The organism is Intestinimonas timonensis (assembly GCF_900626145.1).
Taxonomy (GTDB): Bacteria; Bacillota; Clostridia; order Oscillospirales; family Oscillospiraceae; genus Intestinimonas; species Intestinimonas aquisgranensis.
Genome location: NZ_LR130817.1, coordinates 1,622,049 through 1,640,465, shown reverse-complemented (window position 1 = coordinate 1,640,465; position 18,417 = coordinate 1,622,049). Strand labels below are relative to the sequence as shown.

Here is an 18,417-nt window from a genome sequence, read left to right as displayed (position 1 = left end):
CTATTTCTCCCAGTCCGGCTTTTTCCGCCGGCCCAAAAATCCCTTTTCCTCCCAGGGATCATCCCTGGGCTTGGGCCGTCTGGACGGCGCTTCCGTTTTGGGGGAAGGCACCGTCTCCGGCGGCCGGGGCTCATCCTTTTGGCTCTCTTCCTCCGGCTCCGGCCACTCCGAATCCTCCCGCGCCCGCTCCAGAAGCCACAGGGCCTTTTCACACTTGGGACAGTACCAGGCGCCCTCGTAGCAGATGTTCCCGGAGAGAAGCACTCCCTCCAGCCCCTGCTCGCCCTCCTTGGCCGGGCGCAGCTCTACCGCCTTTTCCTCGTCCCAGCCGGATACCTTCCAATGGCGCTCCACCTTGTCCAGAAGGGCCCGGGCCGGCTCGGGCAGGGATTCCCGCCCAACCTGTTCCGGCCCTTCCTCAGCCGGCGGCAGCCACCGGTACTCCCAGTCCATGATCCGAACCCGCTTGGTCTGCATGGCTCCCGGGACCATTTCCTCTCCGCAGAACGGGCACTTCATGGTCTTACCGGATGGTCACGTACTGGCCGATGGCATCCCGCATGGTCTCAGCGGCGGCACGGGCGGCCTCCTGGAAGTCGGCGCCGTCCTTGCCGGTCTTCTGCCAGGCGCACATGATGGACCGGGAGGCGTTGACGATGGCACCGTGGCCATCCTTGTCAAAGGCGTACTGCACGTCCTCGGCGGTGCCGCCCTGGGCACCGTAGCCGGGGACCAGGAAGAAGGTGTGGGGCAGACGGGCACGCAGCTCCTTGAGCTCCTCGGGCCAGGTGGCACCGGTGACGGCACCGGCCAGGCTGTAGCCGTACTTGCCCACGGTGCCCTCGCCCAGCTTCTCGGCCATGTCGCCCAGGAGCTGGTAGACCAGCTTGTCCCCGGCGGTCAGGTTCTGGAGCTCGCCGGAGCCGGGATTGGAGGTCTTGGCCAAGAGGAAGAGACACTTATTGTACTTCTTGCAGGTGTCCACGAAGGGGCCCACGGTATCGGAGCCCATATAGCCGTTGAGGGTGACGCAGTCGGCGCCGAAGGCGGTGAGGGCGGCGGCACCCACCTGGGTCTCGCCCAGCCAGGCGTCGGCATAGGCCTGGGCGGTGGAACCGATGTCACCGCGCTTGATGTCGGCGATGACGAAAAGTCCCTGCTCCTTGGCGTAGGCAATGGTCTTTTCCATGACGGCCAGACCCTGCCAGCCCAGCCGCTCATAGTAAGCCGTCTGGGGCTTCACGGCGGGGACCACGTCCTTGAGGGCGTCGATGAGGCCCTTGTTGAACTGCCACACCGCCTCGGCGGCGCCGGCCAGGGTCTCGCCCTTCTCAGCGTAGGCGGCCTTCAGGATGTGGGGCGGGATCTGCTCCGGCTTGGGGTCCAGGCCGGCCACGGTGGGGTTCTTCTTGGCAATGATCTTCTCCTGCAAAACATCAAACGACATCTCTATGTCCTCCCTTATCTGTCTTCATAGACGATCTTACCGCCTACGATGGTATATTTCACTTTGCCCGTCAGCTCCCGGCCGGCGAAGGGGGTATTGCGCCCCTTGGAGGCAAACTGCTCCGGGTCCACGGTCCAGGTCTCGTTGGGGTCGAAAATGGTGAAGTCGGCCTCGCCCCCCAGACTCAGCCGGCCCTTGGGAATCCCCAGGATACAGGCCGGATTGAAGGTCATCTTCTTCAGGATGTCGGAGAGGTCCATCTCTCCGGTGTGGTAGAGGGCGGTGAGGGTAGCTCCCAGAGAGGTCTCCAGGCCCACCATGCCGCTGGGCGCTTCGGCCAGCGGCTTAGCCTTCTCCTGGGCGGAGTGGGGGGCGTGGTCGGTGGCGATGGCGTCGATGGTGCCGTCCTTGAGTCCGGCGATGATGGCCTCCACGTCCTGCCTGGTCCGCAGCGGAGGATTGACCCGGGCCATGGTGCCCTGGTTGAGGACCTCGTCTTCGGTGAGGGTGAAGTACTGGGGGCAGGTCTCACAGGTGATGTGGACCCCCTTCTTTTTAAACTGCCGGACGATGTCCACGCTCCCGGCGGTGGAGATGTGGCAGATGTGGACGGCAGCCCCCGTCTCCTCGGAGAGCATGGCGTCCCGCATGACCATCAGCTCCTCGGCGATGGCGGGACGGCCCGGGAGATTCAAAGCCCGGGAGACTCTGCCCTCGTTGACGGCGTAATTGCGGACCATGTCGGCGTCCTCGCAATGGGAGAGGATGGTAAGTCCCAGGCGCTTAGCCCGGATGAGGGCGTCCCGCATCAGGTTGGCGTTCTGGATGGGCATGCCGTCGTCAGAGAGCGCCACAGCGCCCGCCTCCTTCAGGGCCTGGCCGTCGGTGAGGGTCTCCCCCTTCTCCCCCACGGTGACGGCGCCGATGGGCCAAACCCGCACCCCGCAGGACTCGGCGGCCCTGCGGAGGACGTAGCGGACCTGTTCAGGACTGTCCACGGCGGGCTTGGTGTTGGGCATGCAGGCCACGGAGGTAATGCCTCCCCGGGCGGCGGCGGCAGTACCGGTAGAAATATCTTCCTTATATTCCAACCCCGGCTCCCGCAGGTGGACGTGCATGTCTACCAGACCGGCACACACGGTGAGCCCCCGGGCATCGATGACCTGGGCGTCCTGATCCCGGAGGTCGCTGCCGATCACGGCCAGTTTTCCATCCTCGATGAGGATGTCCATGATGCCGCCGATCCCCCCCACGGGGTCCACCAGACGGCCTTTTTGGATGAGAAGCTTCACGTCATTGCTCCTTTCCCACATTGGACACAACAAGAGAGGGACCGGACAGCCCGCTCCCCTGGGAATGTTCTTCCGGCGGCGGGACGGTTCCGTCCGTTTCGCCGATACGGTTCAATTATAGAAGATGTGTCTTCGTTTGGCAATGGATTTTTCGTGAATCCTGGGCACAATAAGCTCGGACCTTGTCCAGAAGGAGGAATCGAACATGGAGAGCAAGCACATGATGCGCAACATCGGTATCGGCATGGCCGCCGGCGCCGCCCTGGGGATGCTGATGGCCCCCCAGAAGAAGACCATGAAGGCCACCGCCAAGAAGGCCATCCGGGCCATGGAGGACGCCGCCGAGAACATGACCCAGCATATGGGCATGTAACTCTCTCCCCCCACCGTTCCATACGGTGGGGGGAGCGTCTTTTTCCCGCCCCTGCGGCCACGCCACGAGCCGGCACCACCCGATGCTGTGAAAGCGGCGTGTACCTTGTAAATTAAACAACGTGAAGAACGAAACACGAAGCACCAGAAAAGGACAGATGTCCTTTCTAGTCGAGTGACTTGAAAGGCTCTTGACAAGATTTCTTTGAAGCTTATGGATAGCTTCAATAAGATGATTTGAAGAACCTCGGTTCTTTAGATACCATTTTATTGAGAGTTTGATCCTGGCTCAGGATGAACGCTGGCGGCGTGCTTAACACATGCAAGTCGAACGGAGTGCCCATGACGGAGTTTTCGGACAACTGATTGGGTTACTTAGTGGCGGACGGGTGAGTAACGCGTGAGTAACCTGCCTTGGAGTGGGGAATAACAGTCGGAAACGACTGCTAATACCGCATGATGCATTTGGGCTGCATGGCTCTGAATGCCAAAGATTTATCGCTCTGAGATGGACTCGCGTCTGATTAGCTAGTTGGTGAGGTAACGGCTCACCAAGGCGACGATCAGTAGCCGGACTGAGAGGTTGGCCGGCCACATTGGGACTGAGACACGGCCCAGACTCCTACGGGAGGCAGCAGTGGGGAATATTGGGCAATGGGCGCAAGCCTGACCCAGCAACGCCGCGTGAAGGAAGAAGGCTCTCGGGTTGTAAACTTCTTTTAAGAGGGACGAACACAATGACGGTACCTCTTGAATAAGCCACGGCTAACTACGTGCCAGCAGCCGCGGTAATACGTAGGTGGCAAGCGTTATCCGGATTTACTGGGTGTAAAGGGCGTGTAGGCGGGAAGGCAAGTCAGATGTGAAAACTATGGGCTCAACCCATAGCCTGCATTTGAAACTGTTTTTCTTGAGTGATGGAGAGGCAGGCGGAATTCCGTGTGTAGCGGTGAAATGCGTAGATATACGGAGGAACACCAGTGGCGAAGGCGGCCTGCTGGACATTAACTGACGCTGAGGCGCGAAAGCGTGGGGAGCAAACAGGATTAGATACCCTGGTAGTCCACGCCGTAAACGATGGATACTAGGTGTGGGGGGTCTGACCCCCTCCGTGCCGCAGTTAACACAATAAGTATCCCACCTGGGGAGTACGATCGCAAGGTTGAAACTCAAAGGAATTGACGGGGGCCCGCACAAGCGGTGGAGTATGTGGTTTAATTCGAAGCAACGCGAAGAACCTTACCAGGACTTGACATCCTACTAACGAAGCAGAGATGCATTAGGTGCCCTTCGGGGAAAGTAGAGACAGGTGGTGCATGGTTGTCGTCAGCTCGTGTCGTGAGATGTTGGGTTAAGTCCCGCAACGAGCGCAACCCTTATTGTTAGTTGCTACGCAAGAGCACTCTAGCGAGACTGCCGTTGACAAAACGGAGGAAGGTGGGGACGACGTCAAATCATCATGCCCCTTATGTCCTGGGCCACACACGTACTACAATGGCGGTCAACAGAGGGAAGCAATACCGCGAGGTGGAGCAAATCCCTAAAAGCCGTCCCAGTTCGGATTGCAGGCTGAAACTCGCCTGTATGAAGTCGGAATCGCTAGTAATCGCGGATCAGCATGCCGCGGTGAATACGTTCCCGGGCCTTGTACACACCGCCCGTCACACCATGAGAGTCGGGAACACCCGAAGTCCGTAGCCTAACCGCAAGGAGGGCGCGGCCGAAGGTGGGTTCGATAATTGGGGTGAAGTCGTAACAAGGTAGCCGTATCGGAAGGTGCGGCTGGATCACCTCCTTTCTAAGGAGACTTCCGGTGACCAAGAGTCGCTGGTAACGTCCTAAGGTCAGGGCTTTTCTGGAGCGTGCGAGGACTTCGCGTTGTTTAATTTAGAGGGCGCACACCGCTGAAACGGTGAGTACCTAGCGCGGGCCCATAGCTCAGCTGGCTAGAGCGCACGACTGATAATCGTGAGGTCGGTGGTTCGAGTCCACTTGGGCCCACCACTAAAACCCTTACGGGGGTATAGCTCAGTTGGTAGAGCACCTGCTTTGCAAGCAGGGGGTCACCGGTTCGAGTCCGATTACCTCCACCAACAAAATCAGATCTCAATGCTTAAACGAGTGTTGAGCATTGAGATCTGACCTTGATGGTCAGAGGTCTGCACCTTGAAAACTGAACAATGCGAAGAAAGTATTGAGAGCAAGCAACAGAGGGCAATAAGCAAATGTTGTGGAACTTTAAGATAGAATGGCGAAAGCTGTTCTAGTGAAGGGTAAAACGACAATGAAGCCAATTGAACTTCTGTGATGCCTGCATGATTCATGATCTAAAACGTGGAACCAGAAAGGTTCTGCGAAAGGTCAAGCTAGAAAGAGCGCAAGGGGAATGCCTTGGCATCAGGAGCCGACGAAGGACGTGACAAGCTGCGATAAGCTACGGGGAGCGGCACATACGCTTTGATCCGTGGATTTCCGAATGGGGCAACCCGGCAGAGCAATACTCTGTCAGCGTGCGTTGAATAAAATAGGCGTACGCGGGGAACCGCCTGAACTGAAACATCTAAGTAGGGCGAGGAAGAGAAATCAACCGAGATTCCGCAAGTAGTGGCGAGCGAACGCGGAAGAGGGCAAACCAGAGGATTTATCCTCTGGGGTTGTGGACTGACACAACGGCAGGATAGTTTAGCTGAACGGTATGGGAAGGCCGACCACAGCGGGTGATAGTCCCGTAAGCGAAAAACGATTTCTGTTAGTCAGTATCCAGAGTACCGCCGGACACGTGAAACCCGGTGGGAAGCTGGGGGGACCACCCTCCAACCCTAAATACTACCTGATGACCGATAGAGGAGCAGTACCGTGAGGGAAAGGTGAAAAGGACCCCGGGAGGGGAGTGAAATAGAACCTGAAACCTTGTGCTTACAAGCACTCAAAGCCCGTTAACGGGTGATGAGGTACCTTTTGTAGAATGGTCCGGCGAGTTATTGTAACAAGCAAGCTTAAGGTATTCAGTACCGGAGGCGAAGGGAAACCGAGGGTTAATAGCCCGCTTTAGTTTGTTGCAATAGACCCGAAACCGGGTGACCTATCCATGAGCAGGTTGAAGTGGAGGTAAAACTCCATGGAGGACCGAACGCACGTTCGTTGCAATGACCGGCGATGACTTGTGGATAGCGGTGAAATTCCAATCGAACCCGGAGATAGCTGGTTCTCCCCGAAATAGCTTTAGGGCTAGCGTTGGTTTAGATTACCGGAGGTAAAGCACTGAATGGGCTAGGGGCCGATAAGGTTACTGAACCCTATCAAACTCTGAATGCCGGATAATTGATGACCAGCAGTCAGACTACGTGAGATAAGTTTCGTGGTCAAAAGGGAAACAGCCCAGACCCACAGCTAAGGTCCCTAATGTATGCTAAGTGGAAAACGATGTGGAGTTGCGAAAACAACCAGGATGTTGGCTTAGAAGCAGCCACTCATTAAAAGAGTGCGTAATAGCTCACTGGTCGAGTGACTCTGCGCGGAAAATATAACGGGGCTAAGCATACAACCGAAGCTTGGGCTGCACAGCAATGTGCGGGGTAGGGGAGCGTCGAATACGGGGTGAAGTCGCATCGGAAGGAGCGGTGGACTGTATTCGAGTGAGAATGCCGGAATGAGTAGCGAGAATCATGTGGGAATCATGATGGCCGAAAATCTAAGGTTTCTTGGGGAAGGTTCGTCCGCCCAAGGTAAGCCGGGAGCTAAGGCGAGGCCGCAAGGCGTAGTCGATGCACATACGGTAGAAATTCCGTAGCCACCGAACTTTAAGCATGCTGACACTTTGGAATAGAGGATCCCGGGCGTTGGTTGACCCGGGCGTAAGGGACCGAAATTTAGTAGGGAAGTCTTCGATGTCCAGAGGCGAGAAAAGGCATGTGGTATACTAAGGTGCCCGTACCGCAAACCGACACAGGTAGATGAGGAGAGAATCCTAAGGCCAACGGGAGAAGGGTTGTTAAGGAACTCGGCAAAATGACCCCGTAACTTCGGGATAAGGGGAGCCTGCGCGAGCAGGCCGCAGAGAATAGGCCCAAGCGACTGTTTACCAAAAACACAGGTCTATGCTAAATCGAAAGATGACGTATATGGGCTGACGCCTGCCCGGTGCTGGAAGGTTAAGAGGAGGGCTTAGCGCAAGCGAAGGTCTGAATTGAAGCCCCAGTAAACGGCGGCCGTAACTATAACGGTCCTAAGGTAGCGAAATTCCTTGTCAGGTAAGTTCTGACCCGCACGAATGGCGTAACGATTTGGGCGCTGTCTCAACAGCCCACCCGGCGAAATTGTTGTACTGGTGAAGAAGCCAGTTACCCGCAACTAGACGGAAAGACCCCATGGAGCTTTACTGTAGCTTAATACTGGAAATCGGTAAATCATGTACAGGATAGGTGGGAGACTTGGAAGTACGGGCGTCAGCTCGTATGGAGTCGCCCTTGGGATACCACCCTTGATTTGCTGGTTTTCTAACCTGCGGCCGTGAATCCGGTCGGGGGACACTGTTAGGTGGGCAGTTTGACTGGGGCGGTCGCCTCCAAAAAGGTAACGGAGGCGCTCAAAGGTTCGTTCAGCACGGACGGAAACCGTGCATTGAGTGTAAACGCATAAACGGGCCTAACTGCGAGACTGACGGGTCGAGCAGTAACGAAAGTTGGAGTTAGTGATCCGGCGGTATGTGCGTGGAAATGCCGTCGCTCAACGGATAAAAGCTACCCTGGGGATAACAGGCTGATCTCCCCCAAGCGTCCACAGCGACGGGGAGGTTTGGCACCTCGATGTCGGCTCGTCGCATCCTGGGGCTGAATTCGGTCCCAAGGGTTTGGCTGTTCGCCAATTAAAGCGGCACGCGAGCTGGGTTCAGAACGTCGTGAGACAGTTCGGTCCCTATCTGTTGCGGGCGTAAGAGATTTGAAGGGAGCTGTCCTTAGTACGAGAGGACCGGGATGGACGAACCTCTGGTGCACCAGTTGTCCTGCCAAGGGCATAGCTGGGTAGCTACGTTCGGACGAGATAAACGCTGAAGGCATCTAAGCGTGAAACTCCCCCTAAGATTAGATCTCTCACTCTTTATGAGGTAAGGCACGTCGTAGACTATGACGTTGATAGGTCGGAGGTGGAAGCACGGTAACGTGTGCAGCTGACCGATACTAATCTGCCGAGGGCTTGACCTTAACATGATTGTGCAGGCGCTTGTCCTCTACTTTACCTCGCATTGTTCAGTTTTGAGGGTGCAGACAACCTGACTTTTGAGAAAGCAAAGTTTGTGAAAGCTTTCTTTGCATACTTTCTTTCTCGAAAGAAAGTATGCGCCTTTAGCTCAGTTGGTAGAGCAACTGACTCTTAATCAGTGGGTCCCCGGTTCGAATCCGTGAAGGCGCACCACATGGCCCGTTGGTCAAGCGGCTAAGACGGCGGCCTCTCACGCCGCAAACGTGGGTTCGATTCCCGCACGGGTCACCAAAAATGAACTTTATATCGATTTTAGCTGTGTGAGAGCAGTTAAAATAGCAGTCGGTGCTGATTGCGGTGAGGGTCCACCCGTTCCCATTCCGAACACGGCAGTTAAGCTCACCTGCGCCGAAAATACTTGTCTGGAGACGGACCGGGAAGATAGGTAGTGCCGACACAAAGAACGGACTTCTTAGGAAGTCCGTTTTTTGCATGTTTAAAAACATGAGGCAACGGAGCTGCCTCACGAATGCCTCACCACATGGGAAACGTAGTCCTCTACATCAAAGGGATCCAGTGGGCTATCCTTGCGCAGATAGAGAGGATGGTGGGGATGCCCCTTGGCGGAGCGCTTTCCGGCAGAGAACCACTGGGCGCCGAATTCGGTGCCCACGGAAATCATGTCTCGCACGCAGCCGGGCAAATAGGGACGTTTTTCGATGATATTGCCCCAGGCGGCCCAGATGGCTGGGCGACCGCTTCTGGTCTGCTCCAGCGCGTAGCGGAAAGCCGCCATATTTTCAGCGTGAAGCTGGAGATTGAGGGTACGCTCCATGTCGTCGGGGCGGGTGGCCCGCTGGGCATACACGTTGAACATGATGAAGCTGTCATAGCCGTTGCCCAAGGCGATGCGCTCCACTGACTTGAGGGTGTTGTCCAGGTCGTTGGGGGCGGCGGTGGAGGGATTCACCCCAACGCAGATGAGGGGCTTTTCCCCGCGGGTCCCCAGGATATACCGGTATTCGGCATAGGTGTTGGGGACATAAAGCCACTGCTCTACGTTGTAGTCCGGGGAGGGCTGGAGGGCCTGCTCCAGGGCGTCGGCAAAGGAGAGAACTGTGAGCTGAGATGTGGTATCGCAAGCGGGAATGTGCATGGTGATGCCTCCTGACGGTGGGATGGGGCCGCTATGCGGTCTAAGACAAGGATACAGACAGAGGAGAAAAGATGCAATACCAAACTGTGAAAAAGGCGGTTTTCCTGCGCCGTCCTAACCGCTTCATCGCCCAGGTGGCGTTGGAGGGGGCGGAGGAGACGGTCCATGTGAAGAATACAGGTCGGTGCCGGGAACTGCTTGTTCCGGGTGCTACGGTCTACCTGGTGGAGGGGAAAAATCCCAGCCGAAAGACCCGGTATGATCTCATTGCTGTGGAGAAGGGGGAGCGCCTCATCAACATGGATGCCCAGGCGCCCAACCAGGTCTTTGGGGAGTGGGCCGCCTCCGGTGGCTTCCGTCCCGGCCTTACATTGCTGCGCCCGGAAACTACATGGGGGAATTCACGCTTTGATTTCTACTGGGAGTCATCAGAAAATGACCGGAAAGGCTTTGTGGAGGTGAAGGGAGTCACCCTGGAGGAGGATGGCGCCGTCTACTTCCCTGATGCCCCTACGGAGCGGGGCGTCAAGCATGTGGAGGAGCTTATAGCCTGCCGGGCGGCAGGTTACGAGGCGGCGCTGTTCCTGGTGGTCCAGATGGAGCGTGTGGCCTTTTGGTCCCCCAATGACCGGACCCACCCCGCCTTTGGTGAAGCGGTTCGGCGAGCCGCGGCCGCCGGTGTGGAGATTTTGTGCCGGGACTGTCGGGTGACGCCGGACTCCCTCACCATGGGCGAGCCGGTGGAAGTTCGCCTTTGAGTCACAAAATCTCATAGGATATGCCTGATGATATTTCATAAACCTATCTGGAAAAGTTGGGAAAAAGGTGGAAATTTTTACGAACTTTATCAGAGTGCCTTGACAAAGCACAAGTAAGCGTGTAAACTGCCCCCAACAAGGCAAGGGCGCTCGATCCGCTGACGATGGCGGAGCGAGCGCCCTTGTTTTTTTACAGGAGGAGGAATGGAATATGTATTCGTCGGTCAATACCATTTGGGTGCTTATGGGCGCGGCACTGGTCTTCTTCATGCAGGCCGGGTTTGCCATGTGTGAGGCGGGCTTCACCAGAAGCAAGAACACAGGCAACATTCTGATGAAAAACCTCATGGACTTCTGCATCGGCACTGCGGTCTACTGGTTGGTGGGCTTCGGTCTGATGTTTGGTGGGGCGGGTGCCATTATCGGCGGCTTTGATCCCCTGGTGCGGGGGGACTATTCCGCCATCCTGCCGGACGGTGTACCCCTGACCGCCTTCTTCATTTTCCAGACGGTCTTCTGCGCCACGGCAGCCACCATCGTCTCCGGCGCCATGGCGGAGCGCACCAAGTTTATCTCCTACTGCATCTACTCCCTGATGATCTCCCCGGTGATCTACCCGGTGTCCGGCCACTGGATCTGGGGCGGCGGCTGGCTGGCTCAGATGGGCTTCCATGATTTCTCCGGCTCCACGGCCGTCCACATGGTGGGTGGAATTGCCGCCGGTGTGGGCGCCAAGATCCTTGGGCCCCGGATTGGAAAGTACGACAAGAACGGCAAACCCCAGGCCATCCTGGGCCACAACCTCTCCATCGGCGCACTGGGCGTATTCATCCTCTGGTTCTGCTGGTTCGGCTTCAACGGCTGCTCCACAGTGGCTATGGACAGTGACAGCGTCATGGAGCTGGCCGGCGCGATCTTCTGCACCACCAACATGTCGGCGGCTGTGGCCTGCGTGGTCACTATGATCTTTACCTGGCTGCGGTACGGCAAGCCCGACGTGTCCATGACCTTCAACGCGGCTCTGGGCGGGCTGGTGGCTATTACCGCCGGCTGTGATATGGTCTCCATCTTCGGTGCCTCCGTCATTGGTGCCTGCGCCGGTATCGTGCTTCCCCTGGCAGTAGAGTTCTTTGATAAGGTGGTCAAAATCGATGACCCGGTGGGCGCTGTCTCGGTCCACGGCGTCTGCGGCTCCATGGGTACCCTGCTCACGGGCCTGCTGGCGGTGGACGGCGGGCTGTTCTACGGCGGCGGCCCCTCCTTCTTCATCACCCAGTGCATTGGTGTGGCCTCTGTGGCGGTGTGGGTGCTGGCGACCATCACCATCGTCTTCCTGGTGCTCAAGCACACCATCGGCCTGCGCTGCTCCGCGCAGGAGGAGATCGACGGCCTGGATATACACGAGCACGGCCTGGCTTCCGCCTACGCTGACTTCATGCCGGCGGGCGGTCTCACCGGCCCCGTGGAGCCTGAGGCTGCCAGTGGCAGTGTCAGCGAGGACGAGGCGGTGCCTGTCCAGGTAGTGGCCCGGGAGAGGTCCGGGATCTCCGCCTCCGACGTGAAGCTCTCTAAGGTGACCATTGTCTGCAACCAAGCCCGGTTCGAGACACTGAAGAGCGCCATGAACGCCATCGGCGTCACCGGTATGACGGTGACCCAGGTGCTGGGCTGCGGTGTCCAGAAGGGCCGCATCGAGTATTACCGCGGCGTGGAGATGACCATGAACCTGCTGCCCAAGGTACAGGTGGACGTGGTGGTCTCCAAGGTGCCTGTGGCCACCGTGGTGGCCGCTGCCAAGCGGGCGCTGTTCACGGGCCACATTGGCGACGGCAAAATCTTCATTTATGATGTGGAAAACGTGGTGAAGGTCCGTACCGGCGAGGAGGGCTATGACGCGCTCCAGGGCGATTGACAGAAAAGTGGAAACGGGATGTGGATTGCGGTCCACATCCCATTTTTACGCGCAGTTTTTCTGGCTGCGCGGCTTACGAGCCATTGCGCGGGCGGACGGGCTGTGATATGATATAAAAACTGAGTATAGCTTCTGTGCGGCGAAAGGAGGGAGCCATGGAGACACAAATCCAGCGTGTAACTCATGAGATCCAATATCGGGGCATTGGCTACCTGATTTTTCGGCACTGTGCAGCAGCGGAACGGGACAGGCAGCTGCCACGGGAGATCCAGTACCTGGAGGAACAGGGTGCCAAGGAGATTTATGTGGCCTCCACCGATCCGGAGGCTCCTCTTGCGGAGGGAGAGATCGGGACAATTCGACTCACCCACGTCCACGACATGCTGGAGATGGAGCGGGACCTGGACGGCAACCGTCCACGGCGCGGAGGCCGGCTCCGGGCCGTACCGCTGACGGAGGTGCTGGGAGAGCAATGGCTGACCCTCTATAACGAGGCTTTTTCCACCGTGCCCAACGCTGCCACCTACGGTCGTGAGGAGCTTGCGGAAATGCTGGTCAAGCCGGGCAGCTGCGGCTTTGTGATGGAGGATGATATGCCGGTGGGCATTTATGAGCTGGACCTCCAGACCGGGGAGATCGAGGGTATTGGCCTGGCGGAGACGGCCCGGGGCAGAGGCCTGGGCCGGGAGCTCCTGTTGCTGGCCATGGACCTGCTGGCGGAGCGTGGGAATAAGAGCTGCTGGCTCCAGGTGTCCACCGGCAACCAGGCGGCGTATCAGCTTTATCAGAAAACCGGCTTCTGCACCAGACGGGTGCGCTCCCGGTGGTTTAAGGCGGAAACAACAGGGCAGAAGGAGCGTAACACGGAGGAGGATGGGATATGAGTTATCAGATCGTAGCCTTTGGAGACTCCAACACTAGGTACTATCTGGGGGACACCGGTACGCTGGGACCGCTGGAGGAGGCCTGGCCCGCCAAGCTGGAGGCCATGCTTCGGGCCAAAGGTGTGGACGCAGCCGTTAAAAATGAGGGTCACCCCGGCGTTCAGGCCGACTATGCGATGGAACATTTCCCCGATGCCACCGCCGGTGCAGACCTGTGTGTCCTGGGCTTCGGCACCAACGACGCCAAAAAGCTGGAGGTCCCCTTGGGGGAATTCCTCTCCGAGATCTCCGACGTGTTGGACCAGGCTGCCGAGGCCGGAATGCCGCTCATCATGCTGGGTATTCCCTGGTTTTCCGAGTTGCTGGCAGGTCCTCAGCTTCAGAATCGGCTGCCCATCTGGAACGAGTCCCTGTCGAGCCTGTGTGATCAGCTGAACATCCCCTTCGTGGACCTGTATACGCCCTTCAAGGACGACCCGGAGCAGTGGTTCAACGAACGGACCACCCCCAAGCGCCACCTCTCTGCTGCGGCCCAGACCAGGGTGGCAGAGCTGTTGCTCCCATTGGTACTCCAGGAGATGGAGAAGAGAAAATAAATCCACAGCCTGTGGAAAGCAAATGCCTGTGTCCCCCACAAAAAGGAGGACACAGGCGTTTTTTCATGTGTTTAAAAGTGGAAGCTCCACCCAGAAGCGGACGCCGTGGGGGAGGTTTTCCACACCGCAGGTGCCACCGTGGAGGGTCACGGTTTCCTTGACCAGGGCCAGCCCCAGGCCGGTGCCGCCGCTTTGACGGTCCCGGGCGGTGTCGGAGCGGTAGAAAGGCTCGAAAATCCGGGGGAGGGCCTCCGGCGGGATGGTCTCCCCGTCGTTTTCCACCTGGAGGAGGGCGGTGCTGCCCTTTTCCCGAAGGGTCACCCGAATCTCGCCTCCAGGCGGAGTGTGGCGGAGGGCATTGGAAGCCAAATTGGATACCACTAGGGAGAGGCGCCCCTCCTCGCCGGAGACGGTGCAGGGGAGAAGGTCCAGGTCCAGGGTGACGCCGGCGGTCTCCATGGGCCGCTCCATGGTGTGGAAAACGGTGTCAACCACTCGGTCCAGGGACACAGGAGTGGGCTCGAAATGGGTCTTGCCCGCCTTCATGCGGCTCAAGTCCAGAAGGGAGCTCACCAGGGCGGCCATCTGGTCGGATTGGTCCATGATGACGTTTAAATACTCTGCACGCTTTTCAGGCGCGATATCCTCCTGTAAGCCCTCGGCATAGGAACGCAGGAGGGCCAGAGGGGTCTTGAGCTCATGGGCCACGGCATTGGTGAGGTCCCGCTCCCGCTGGAGGCTCCTGGCCTGGGCCCGGGCGGTGAAAAAGGCCAGGAGCAGGGTGAAGAGCAGGGTGGCTGCGTAGAGGAAAAGCAGGTCGTGGGTGGCCATCAGGGCGGGGCGGTAGGAGACGCCCGTGGCGGAGACCAGTCCGTCATAGGGGGCCACCGAGCCCACCTGGGCATAGCCGCTGCCGCCCACGGTAGAACCCACCCAGTAGTTGGAGGGAGCGCGGTCCCCCACCAGATTTTCCAGACGCGTCTCGGCCTCCCGGAAGAGCTTTAATGTGAGCTCCGGGCTGGTCTCCACCCAGGCCAGGGGAGAGCTGAGCTGGACGGTGTCGAAGGTGAGGGTGGTGAGGGTCTTGCCGTCAAAGAAGGAGCTGTCCGTATCCAGCAGGGTCACCGAACGATCCTCGTAGTAATAAACCAGTTTTTGCGGGTAGACCACGTTGTGCTCTACCACGCCGGTGACCTCGCCCCGGAGGCCCACAGTAAAGTTTACGCCCTCGTCCGAGCCCAGGTACTCGTCATAAAGCCCACTCTCAGTGCCGTAGAACCGGTTGAGCTGCCGTTCCTCCCGGAGAAGGCGGCCCAGGGAGAGCTGCTCGTCGTCGGTAAGGACGGCATCGAAGTTCAGAAAGTGGTCGTAGACCCCTGTGCCGGGGAGGGAGAAGGAGCCGTAGGTGAGCTGGCTCCGGGCCAGCTCCAACCCCTCGGTGTCATAGAGCCGGAAGACCCCCACGGCGCCGTAGCTGGAATAGTAAGCAGACATTCGATGATTCAGAATGGCCGGCCTGTTCCATGGCTCGCTGCCGCCCTCCAGCACCAGCTGGCAGTTTTCCAGGTCGAAGTCCCGGGTCTCGCTGACGCCGCTCTTGAGCCGGGTGGTCTGAGCGTCCAGTTCCCGGAGGGAGAGGAGAAGGACCATCAGGGCCCACAGCAGGAGAAAGCGGGCGGCGGTGCGGAGGAAGAGGGGCAAAAACAGCTTCTGTTTCATAGGAGGCTCCCTTCCGGCGGGCTGTTACTCCGACTCCAGCTTGTAGCCCGCCTTGAACACGGTCTTGATCTGTTTCCCGGCACTCCCCAGGGCGGCACGGAGGTTCTTGATCTGCACGTCCACCGCCCGGTCCTCGCCCTCGAAGTCCCAGCCCCACACCCGGGTGAGGAGCTGCTCCCGGGAGAGGACCCTGCCCCGGTTCCGGAGGAGACAGAGAAGTAAATTGTACTCCCGAGGGGATAATTTGACTGGCGTATTACTTACTGTACACAGCATGGGCCCCGGTTGTAGGCGAATTTCCCCGCAGACCAGGGCGCCGTCCTCGGTGCCCCGGCTCCGGCGGATGAGGGCGGTGGTCTTGGCGTAGAGGAGGGCCAGGGAGAAGGGTTTCGTGATATAATCGTCCGCCCCCAGGGCGTAGCCGTGGAGGGCCTGCTCCTCTCCGCCCAGGGCGGTGAGGAAGAGGATGGGCAGGCTGCTCTCCCGGCGGATGGCCCGGCAGACGCCGTAGCCGTCCAGTCCCGGCATCATCACGTCCAGCAGCACCGCGTCGTAGTCCTGCCGGGCGAAGTGCTCCAGAGCGGTGTCGCCGTCCGGGGCAAGGTCGCTGTCCACGCCGTGGGCGGTAAAATAGTCCTGAAGGATGGCTCCCATTCGGGGCTCGTCCTCCACAATCAGGATGGTGTCCGGCATGGCCGTCTCCCCCTCTCTGTCGTTATCCTATCGGATAGATGTGTCCGAGTTGTGTTTGAAAAAACACCCGGAGGGTGTGTATCCCTCCGGGTGTCCAGTTTGTTATCTGCGGCCGCCGAAGCCGCCGCCGCGGGAGCCGCCAAAGCCGCCGCCGCGGGAGCCGCCAAAGCCGCCGCCGCGGGAGCCGCCGAAGCCGTTGCTCCGGCTGCCGCCGAAGGAGCCGCCGAAGCCGCTGCGTCCGCCGCCGGAGGACCGGCCGCCAAAGGTGCCGCCGCCACGGGGACCACGGTTGCCGGCGCCGCCGAAACCGGAGGAGGAGCCGCCGCCGAAGCCGCCGGGACCCGGCCCACGGCCCGGTCCGCCGGGCGGAGGGGGCGGAGGCTGGCGCCAGCGCCGCTGGTACCAGCCATAGCGGGGGCCGTGCCAGAAGAAGATGGGACGGAACACCACCGGAGGATTGGGGATGCCGTAATACATCCGGCGGTAGGCACTGTACCGGGCAGAGTCGATGGCGGAGAGGATGATATAGATTACCAGCAGCAAAACCACCAGGGAGAAGACCCAGCTGAAGCCGCCATAGGAGACATAATAGTCGCCGCCGCTCTGCTGGGCGTTGCCTAGGCCGAAATTGGCCTGGTAGACCTGGTCCATGCCCTCATAGAAGCTAAGGATGCCGCTCTGATAGTCGGAGCCCGACTCCAGCCGGCCCTGGAGGTCGTCCACCGCCTGGTTGGTCAGGATGGTGGAGAAGTCGTTACCGGCGGCCAGGTAATAGTTGTTGTCCGCCACGGAGATGAGGAGGACGGCGTCCCCCTCGCCCAGGCCCATGTCGGCGCCCTGGTTGTAGGCGGCGTCCTCCAGGCTGGCGCCGTCGGTGCTCTCCACTGTCACCACTGCCACCACGCTGTTGTAGCGGTAATCCCAGTTGGCATTGTAGAGGAGGATGGTCTCCTCCGCCTGGGCGGAGAGAAGGTCGGCCTTGTCATAGAGAAAACGGGTATAGGACTGGGTATCCAAGCCGGTGTCCAGGCTCTGGGCCTGGTCTACGGCGGGCTGGTCGGTGCCGGTGGGTGCCTTCATGAGCCCGATGCAGATAGACAGCCCAATGACCAGCAGCAGGATGACCACCGCCACCCAGCGTTTTTTCAGCATTTCCATCGTTTAAACTCCTCAGCCACGGAGCTCCAGCAGCTTCTGCTTGAGCTCGCCTTCGATGCGGCCCAGCTCCAGCTCGGCCTCCTTGCGCTTCTGGGCGCCGTCCTGCTGGATCTTCATGACCTCGTCCAGGGTGGAGATGAGCTGCTGGTTGGTGTGCTGGAGGGTCTGAATGTCCACCACGCTGCGCTCGGCCTCCTTGGCCGTCTCGATGGTGCCCATCTTCAGCATGTCGGCATTCTTCTTCAGAAGCTCGTTGGTCATGTTGGTGACGGCGCTCTGGGCCGCGGTGGCCTGACGGGAGTGCTCCAGGCCCAGAGAGAGGACCATCTGGCTCTTCCACAGGGGGATGGTGTTCACCAGGGAGGACTGGATCTTCTCCAGCATGAGGGCGTCGTTGTTCTGGATGAGCCGGGTCTGGGGCCCCATCTGGATGGAGATCATGCGGGTGAGCTCCAGGTCGTGGATCTTTTTCTCAAAACGGGAACACATGTTGGCCAGGTCGTTGTAGGCCTGGGCGTCCTCCTGGGCGCCGGTCTCCGCCGCCTTCTTCCGCAGGGCCTCCAGGTCATTCTCCCTGACCTGCTGGAGCCGCTTCTTGCCCGCCAGGATATACATGGTGAGTTCTTTATAGTATTTGGTGTTGAGGTCGTACATCTGGTCCAGCATGGCGATGTCCTTCATCAGGGTCACCTGATGCCCTTCCAGCACAGTGACGATCTTGTTCACGTTGGTCTCGGCCTTGGCGTACTGGGCCTTCATGGCCTCCAGATCGTTTTTCTTCTTCTGGAAGAAGCCGAAAATACCGCTCTTTTCCTCCTGACCAAAGTTCTGGAGCTCCCCCACCAGGCCGGCCAGGGACTGGCCGATCTCACCAAGGTCCTTGGTGCGGACGGAGTTCAGGGTGTTCTCCGAGAAGGAGGCGATGTTCTTCTGGGCGGCGGCGCCGTACTGAAGGACCACATTGGAGTCGGTGATGTCGATCTTCTGGGCGAAGTCGTCCACCATCTTCCGCTCGGCCTCGGTGAGCTGGCTCTCGTCCAGCTTTACGGCCTGCTCGTCCCGGGCCTTCTGAGCCGCGGCGGCGTCCTCGGCGCTCTGATCGGGAGTAAGCGTGAGCTCCGGCGCCTGGGGCGCCTGGGCGGCGGCGGTACCGGCGGACAGGTCGGGGGTCAGGGTGAGCTCAGGGGTGAAATCATTGTTTTCAGGCATAATATGGTTCCCTCGCTTTCAT

Annotated in this window: 13 protein-coding genes, 4 tRNA genes and 3 rRNA genes; 12 read left to right on the top strand and 8 right to left on the bottom strand. The window is 59.2% G+C overall.

Annotated elements, in window-relative coordinates; translation table 11 throughout:
* From E0E29_RS14885 to E0E29_RS14875, 3 genes are read right to left on the bottom strand one after another with little or no spacing between them, the layout of a single operon-like run.
* Positions 1 to 477, bottom strand: a complete 477-nt coding sequence (locus E0E29_RS14885) for a hypothetical protein (RefSeq protein ID WP_130850508.1) — start codon at positions 475 to 477, stop codon at positions 1 to 3.
* Positions 478 to 523: 46 nt separating this feature from the next.
* On the bottom strand, positions 524 to 1,447 hold the full coding sequence (gene pyrF / locus E0E29_RS14880) for an orotidine-5'-phosphate decarboxylase (protein ID WP_130850507.1): 924 nt from the start codon (positions 1,445 to 1,447) through the stop codon (positions 524 to 526).
* Positions 1,448 to 1,461: 14 nt separating this feature from the next.
* Positions 1,462 to 2,739, bottom strand: coding sequence for a dihydroorotase (locus E0E29_RS14875; protein WP_130850506.1), 1,278 nt, complete (start codon positions 2,737 to 2,739; stop codon positions 1,462 to 1,464).
* A gap of 205 nt (positions 2,740 to 2,944) precedes the next feature.
* Here E0E29_RS14875 and E0E29_RS18310 point away from each other — a divergent pair, with 205 nt between their 5' ends.
* The 8 genes from E0E29_RS18310 to rrf all read left to right on the top strand — a co-directional run bounded on the left by E0E29_RS18310 (position 2,945) and on the right by rrf (position 8,767).
* Positions 2,945 to 3,112: a YtxH domain-containing protein gene (locus E0E29_RS18310; RefSeq protein WP_165449922.1), complete on the top strand. Its 168-nt coding sequence runs from the start codon at positions 2,945 to 2,947 to the stop codon at positions 3,110 to 3,112.
* Between the two features lie 265 nt (positions 3,113 to 3,377).
* Positions 3,378 to 4,909: ribosomal RNA gene (locus E0E29_RS14870) — 16S ribosomal RNA — on the top strand.
* A gap of 129 nt (positions 4,910 to 5,038) precedes the next feature.
* A tRNA-Ile gene (locus tag E0E29_RS14865) sits at positions 5,039 to 5,115 on the top strand.
* Between the two features lie 13 nt (positions 5,116 to 5,128).
* A tRNA-Ala gene (locus E0E29_RS14860) sits at positions 5,129 to 5,204 on the top strand.
* 266 nt (positions 5,205 to 5,470) lie between these two features.
* Positions 5,471 to 8,312, top strand: a 23S ribosomal RNA gene (locus tag E0E29_RS14855).
* 135 nt (positions 8,313 to 8,447) lie between these two features.
* Positions 8,448 to 8,523, top strand: a tRNA-Lys gene (locus E0E29_RS14850).
* A gap of 3 nt (positions 8,524 to 8,526) precedes the next feature.
* Positions 8,527 to 8,601, top strand: a tRNA-Glu gene (locus E0E29_RS14845).
* Positions 8,602 to 8,651: 50 nt separating this feature from the next.
* Positions 8,652 to 8,767 (top strand): 5S ribosomal RNA (rrf, locus tag E0E29_RS14840).
* The 16S, 23S and 5S rRNA genes sit together here with 4 tRNA genes alongside, the layout of an rRNA operon.
* Positions 8,768 to 8,833: 66 nt before the next feature.
* Here the strand turns inward: rrf and E0E29_RS14835 are convergent.
* Positions 8,834 to 9,466, bottom strand: a complete 633-nt coding sequence (locus tag E0E29_RS14835) for a DUF1643 domain-containing protein (RefSeq protein ID WP_130850505.1) — start codon at positions 9,464 to 9,466, stop codon at positions 8,834 to 8,836.
* Between the two features lie 71 nt (positions 9,467 to 9,537).
* Between E0E29_RS14835 and sfsA the strand changes: the two genes are divergently transcribed.
* The 4 genes from sfsA (at position 9,538) to E0E29_RS14815 (ending at position 13,616) form a co-directional block, all read left to right on the top strand.
* A complete protein-coding gene (sfsA, locus tag E0E29_RS14830) occupies positions 9,538 to 10,224 on the top strand; it encodes a DNA/RNA nuclease SfsA (protein WP_130850504.1) in 687 nt (228 codons plus the stop codon).
* A 211-nt stretch (positions 10,225 to 10,435) separates the two neighbouring features.
* Positions 10,436 to 12,136 carry an ammonium transporter gene (locus E0E29_RS14825; RefSeq protein WP_130850503.1) on the top strand — a complete coding sequence of 567 codons (1,701 nt, stop codon included), beginning with the start codon at positions 10,436 to 10,438 and terminating at the stop codon, positions 12,134 to 12,136.
* A 155-nt stretch (positions 12,137 to 12,291) separates the two neighbouring features.
* Positions 12,292 to 13,020: a GNAT family N-acetyltransferase gene (locus E0E29_RS14820; protein WP_130850502.1), complete on the top strand. Its 729-nt coding sequence runs from the start codon at positions 12,292 to 12,294 to the stop codon at positions 13,018 to 13,020.
* Positions 13,017 to 13,616 carry an SGNH/GDSL hydrolase family protein gene (locus E0E29_RS14815; RefSeq protein WP_130850501.1) on the top strand — a complete coding sequence of 200 codons (600 nt, stop codon included), beginning with the start codon at positions 13,017 to 13,019 and terminating at the stop codon, positions 13,614 to 13,616. Before E0E29_RS14820 ends, E0E29_RS14815 begins: the two co-directional genes overlap by 4 nt.
* Before the next feature lie 63 nt (positions 13,617 to 13,679).
* On the opposite strand, the gene E0E29_RS14810 is transcribed toward E0E29_RS14815, so the two are convergent.
* From E0E29_RS14810 to E0E29_RS14795, 4 genes are all read right to left on the bottom strand, one after another.
* The gene (locus tag E0E29_RS14810) at positions 13,680 to 15,335 is read right to left on the bottom strand and encodes a sensor histidine kinase (RefSeq protein ID WP_130850500.1); all 1,656 of its coding nucleotides are present in this window, start codon (positions 15,333 to 15,335) and stop codon (positions 13,680 to 13,682) included.
* 24 nt (positions 15,336 to 15,359) lie between these two features.
* The gene (locus E0E29_RS14805; protein WP_130850499.1) at positions 15,360 to 16,028 is read right to left on the bottom strand and encodes a response regulator transcription factor; all 669 of its coding nucleotides are present in this window, start codon (positions 16,026 to 16,028) and stop codon (positions 15,360 to 15,362) included.
* A gap of 102 nt (positions 16,029 to 16,130) precedes the next feature.
* Complete coding sequence (locus tag E0E29_RS14800; RefSeq protein WP_130850498.1) at positions 16,131 to 17,186, bottom strand: TPM domain-containing protein; 1,056 nt, start codon at positions 17,184 to 17,186, stop codon at positions 16,131 to 16,133.
* Positions 17,187 to 17,198: 12 nt separating this feature from the next.
* Positions 17,199 to 18,395 carry a toxic anion resistance protein gene (locus E0E29_RS14795; protein ID WP_130850497.1) on the bottom strand — a complete coding sequence of 399 codons (1,197 nt, stop codon included), beginning with the start codon at positions 18,393 to 18,395 and terminating at the stop codon, positions 17,199 to 17,201.
* Between the last annotated feature and the right edge of the window lie 22 nt (positions 18,396 to 18,417).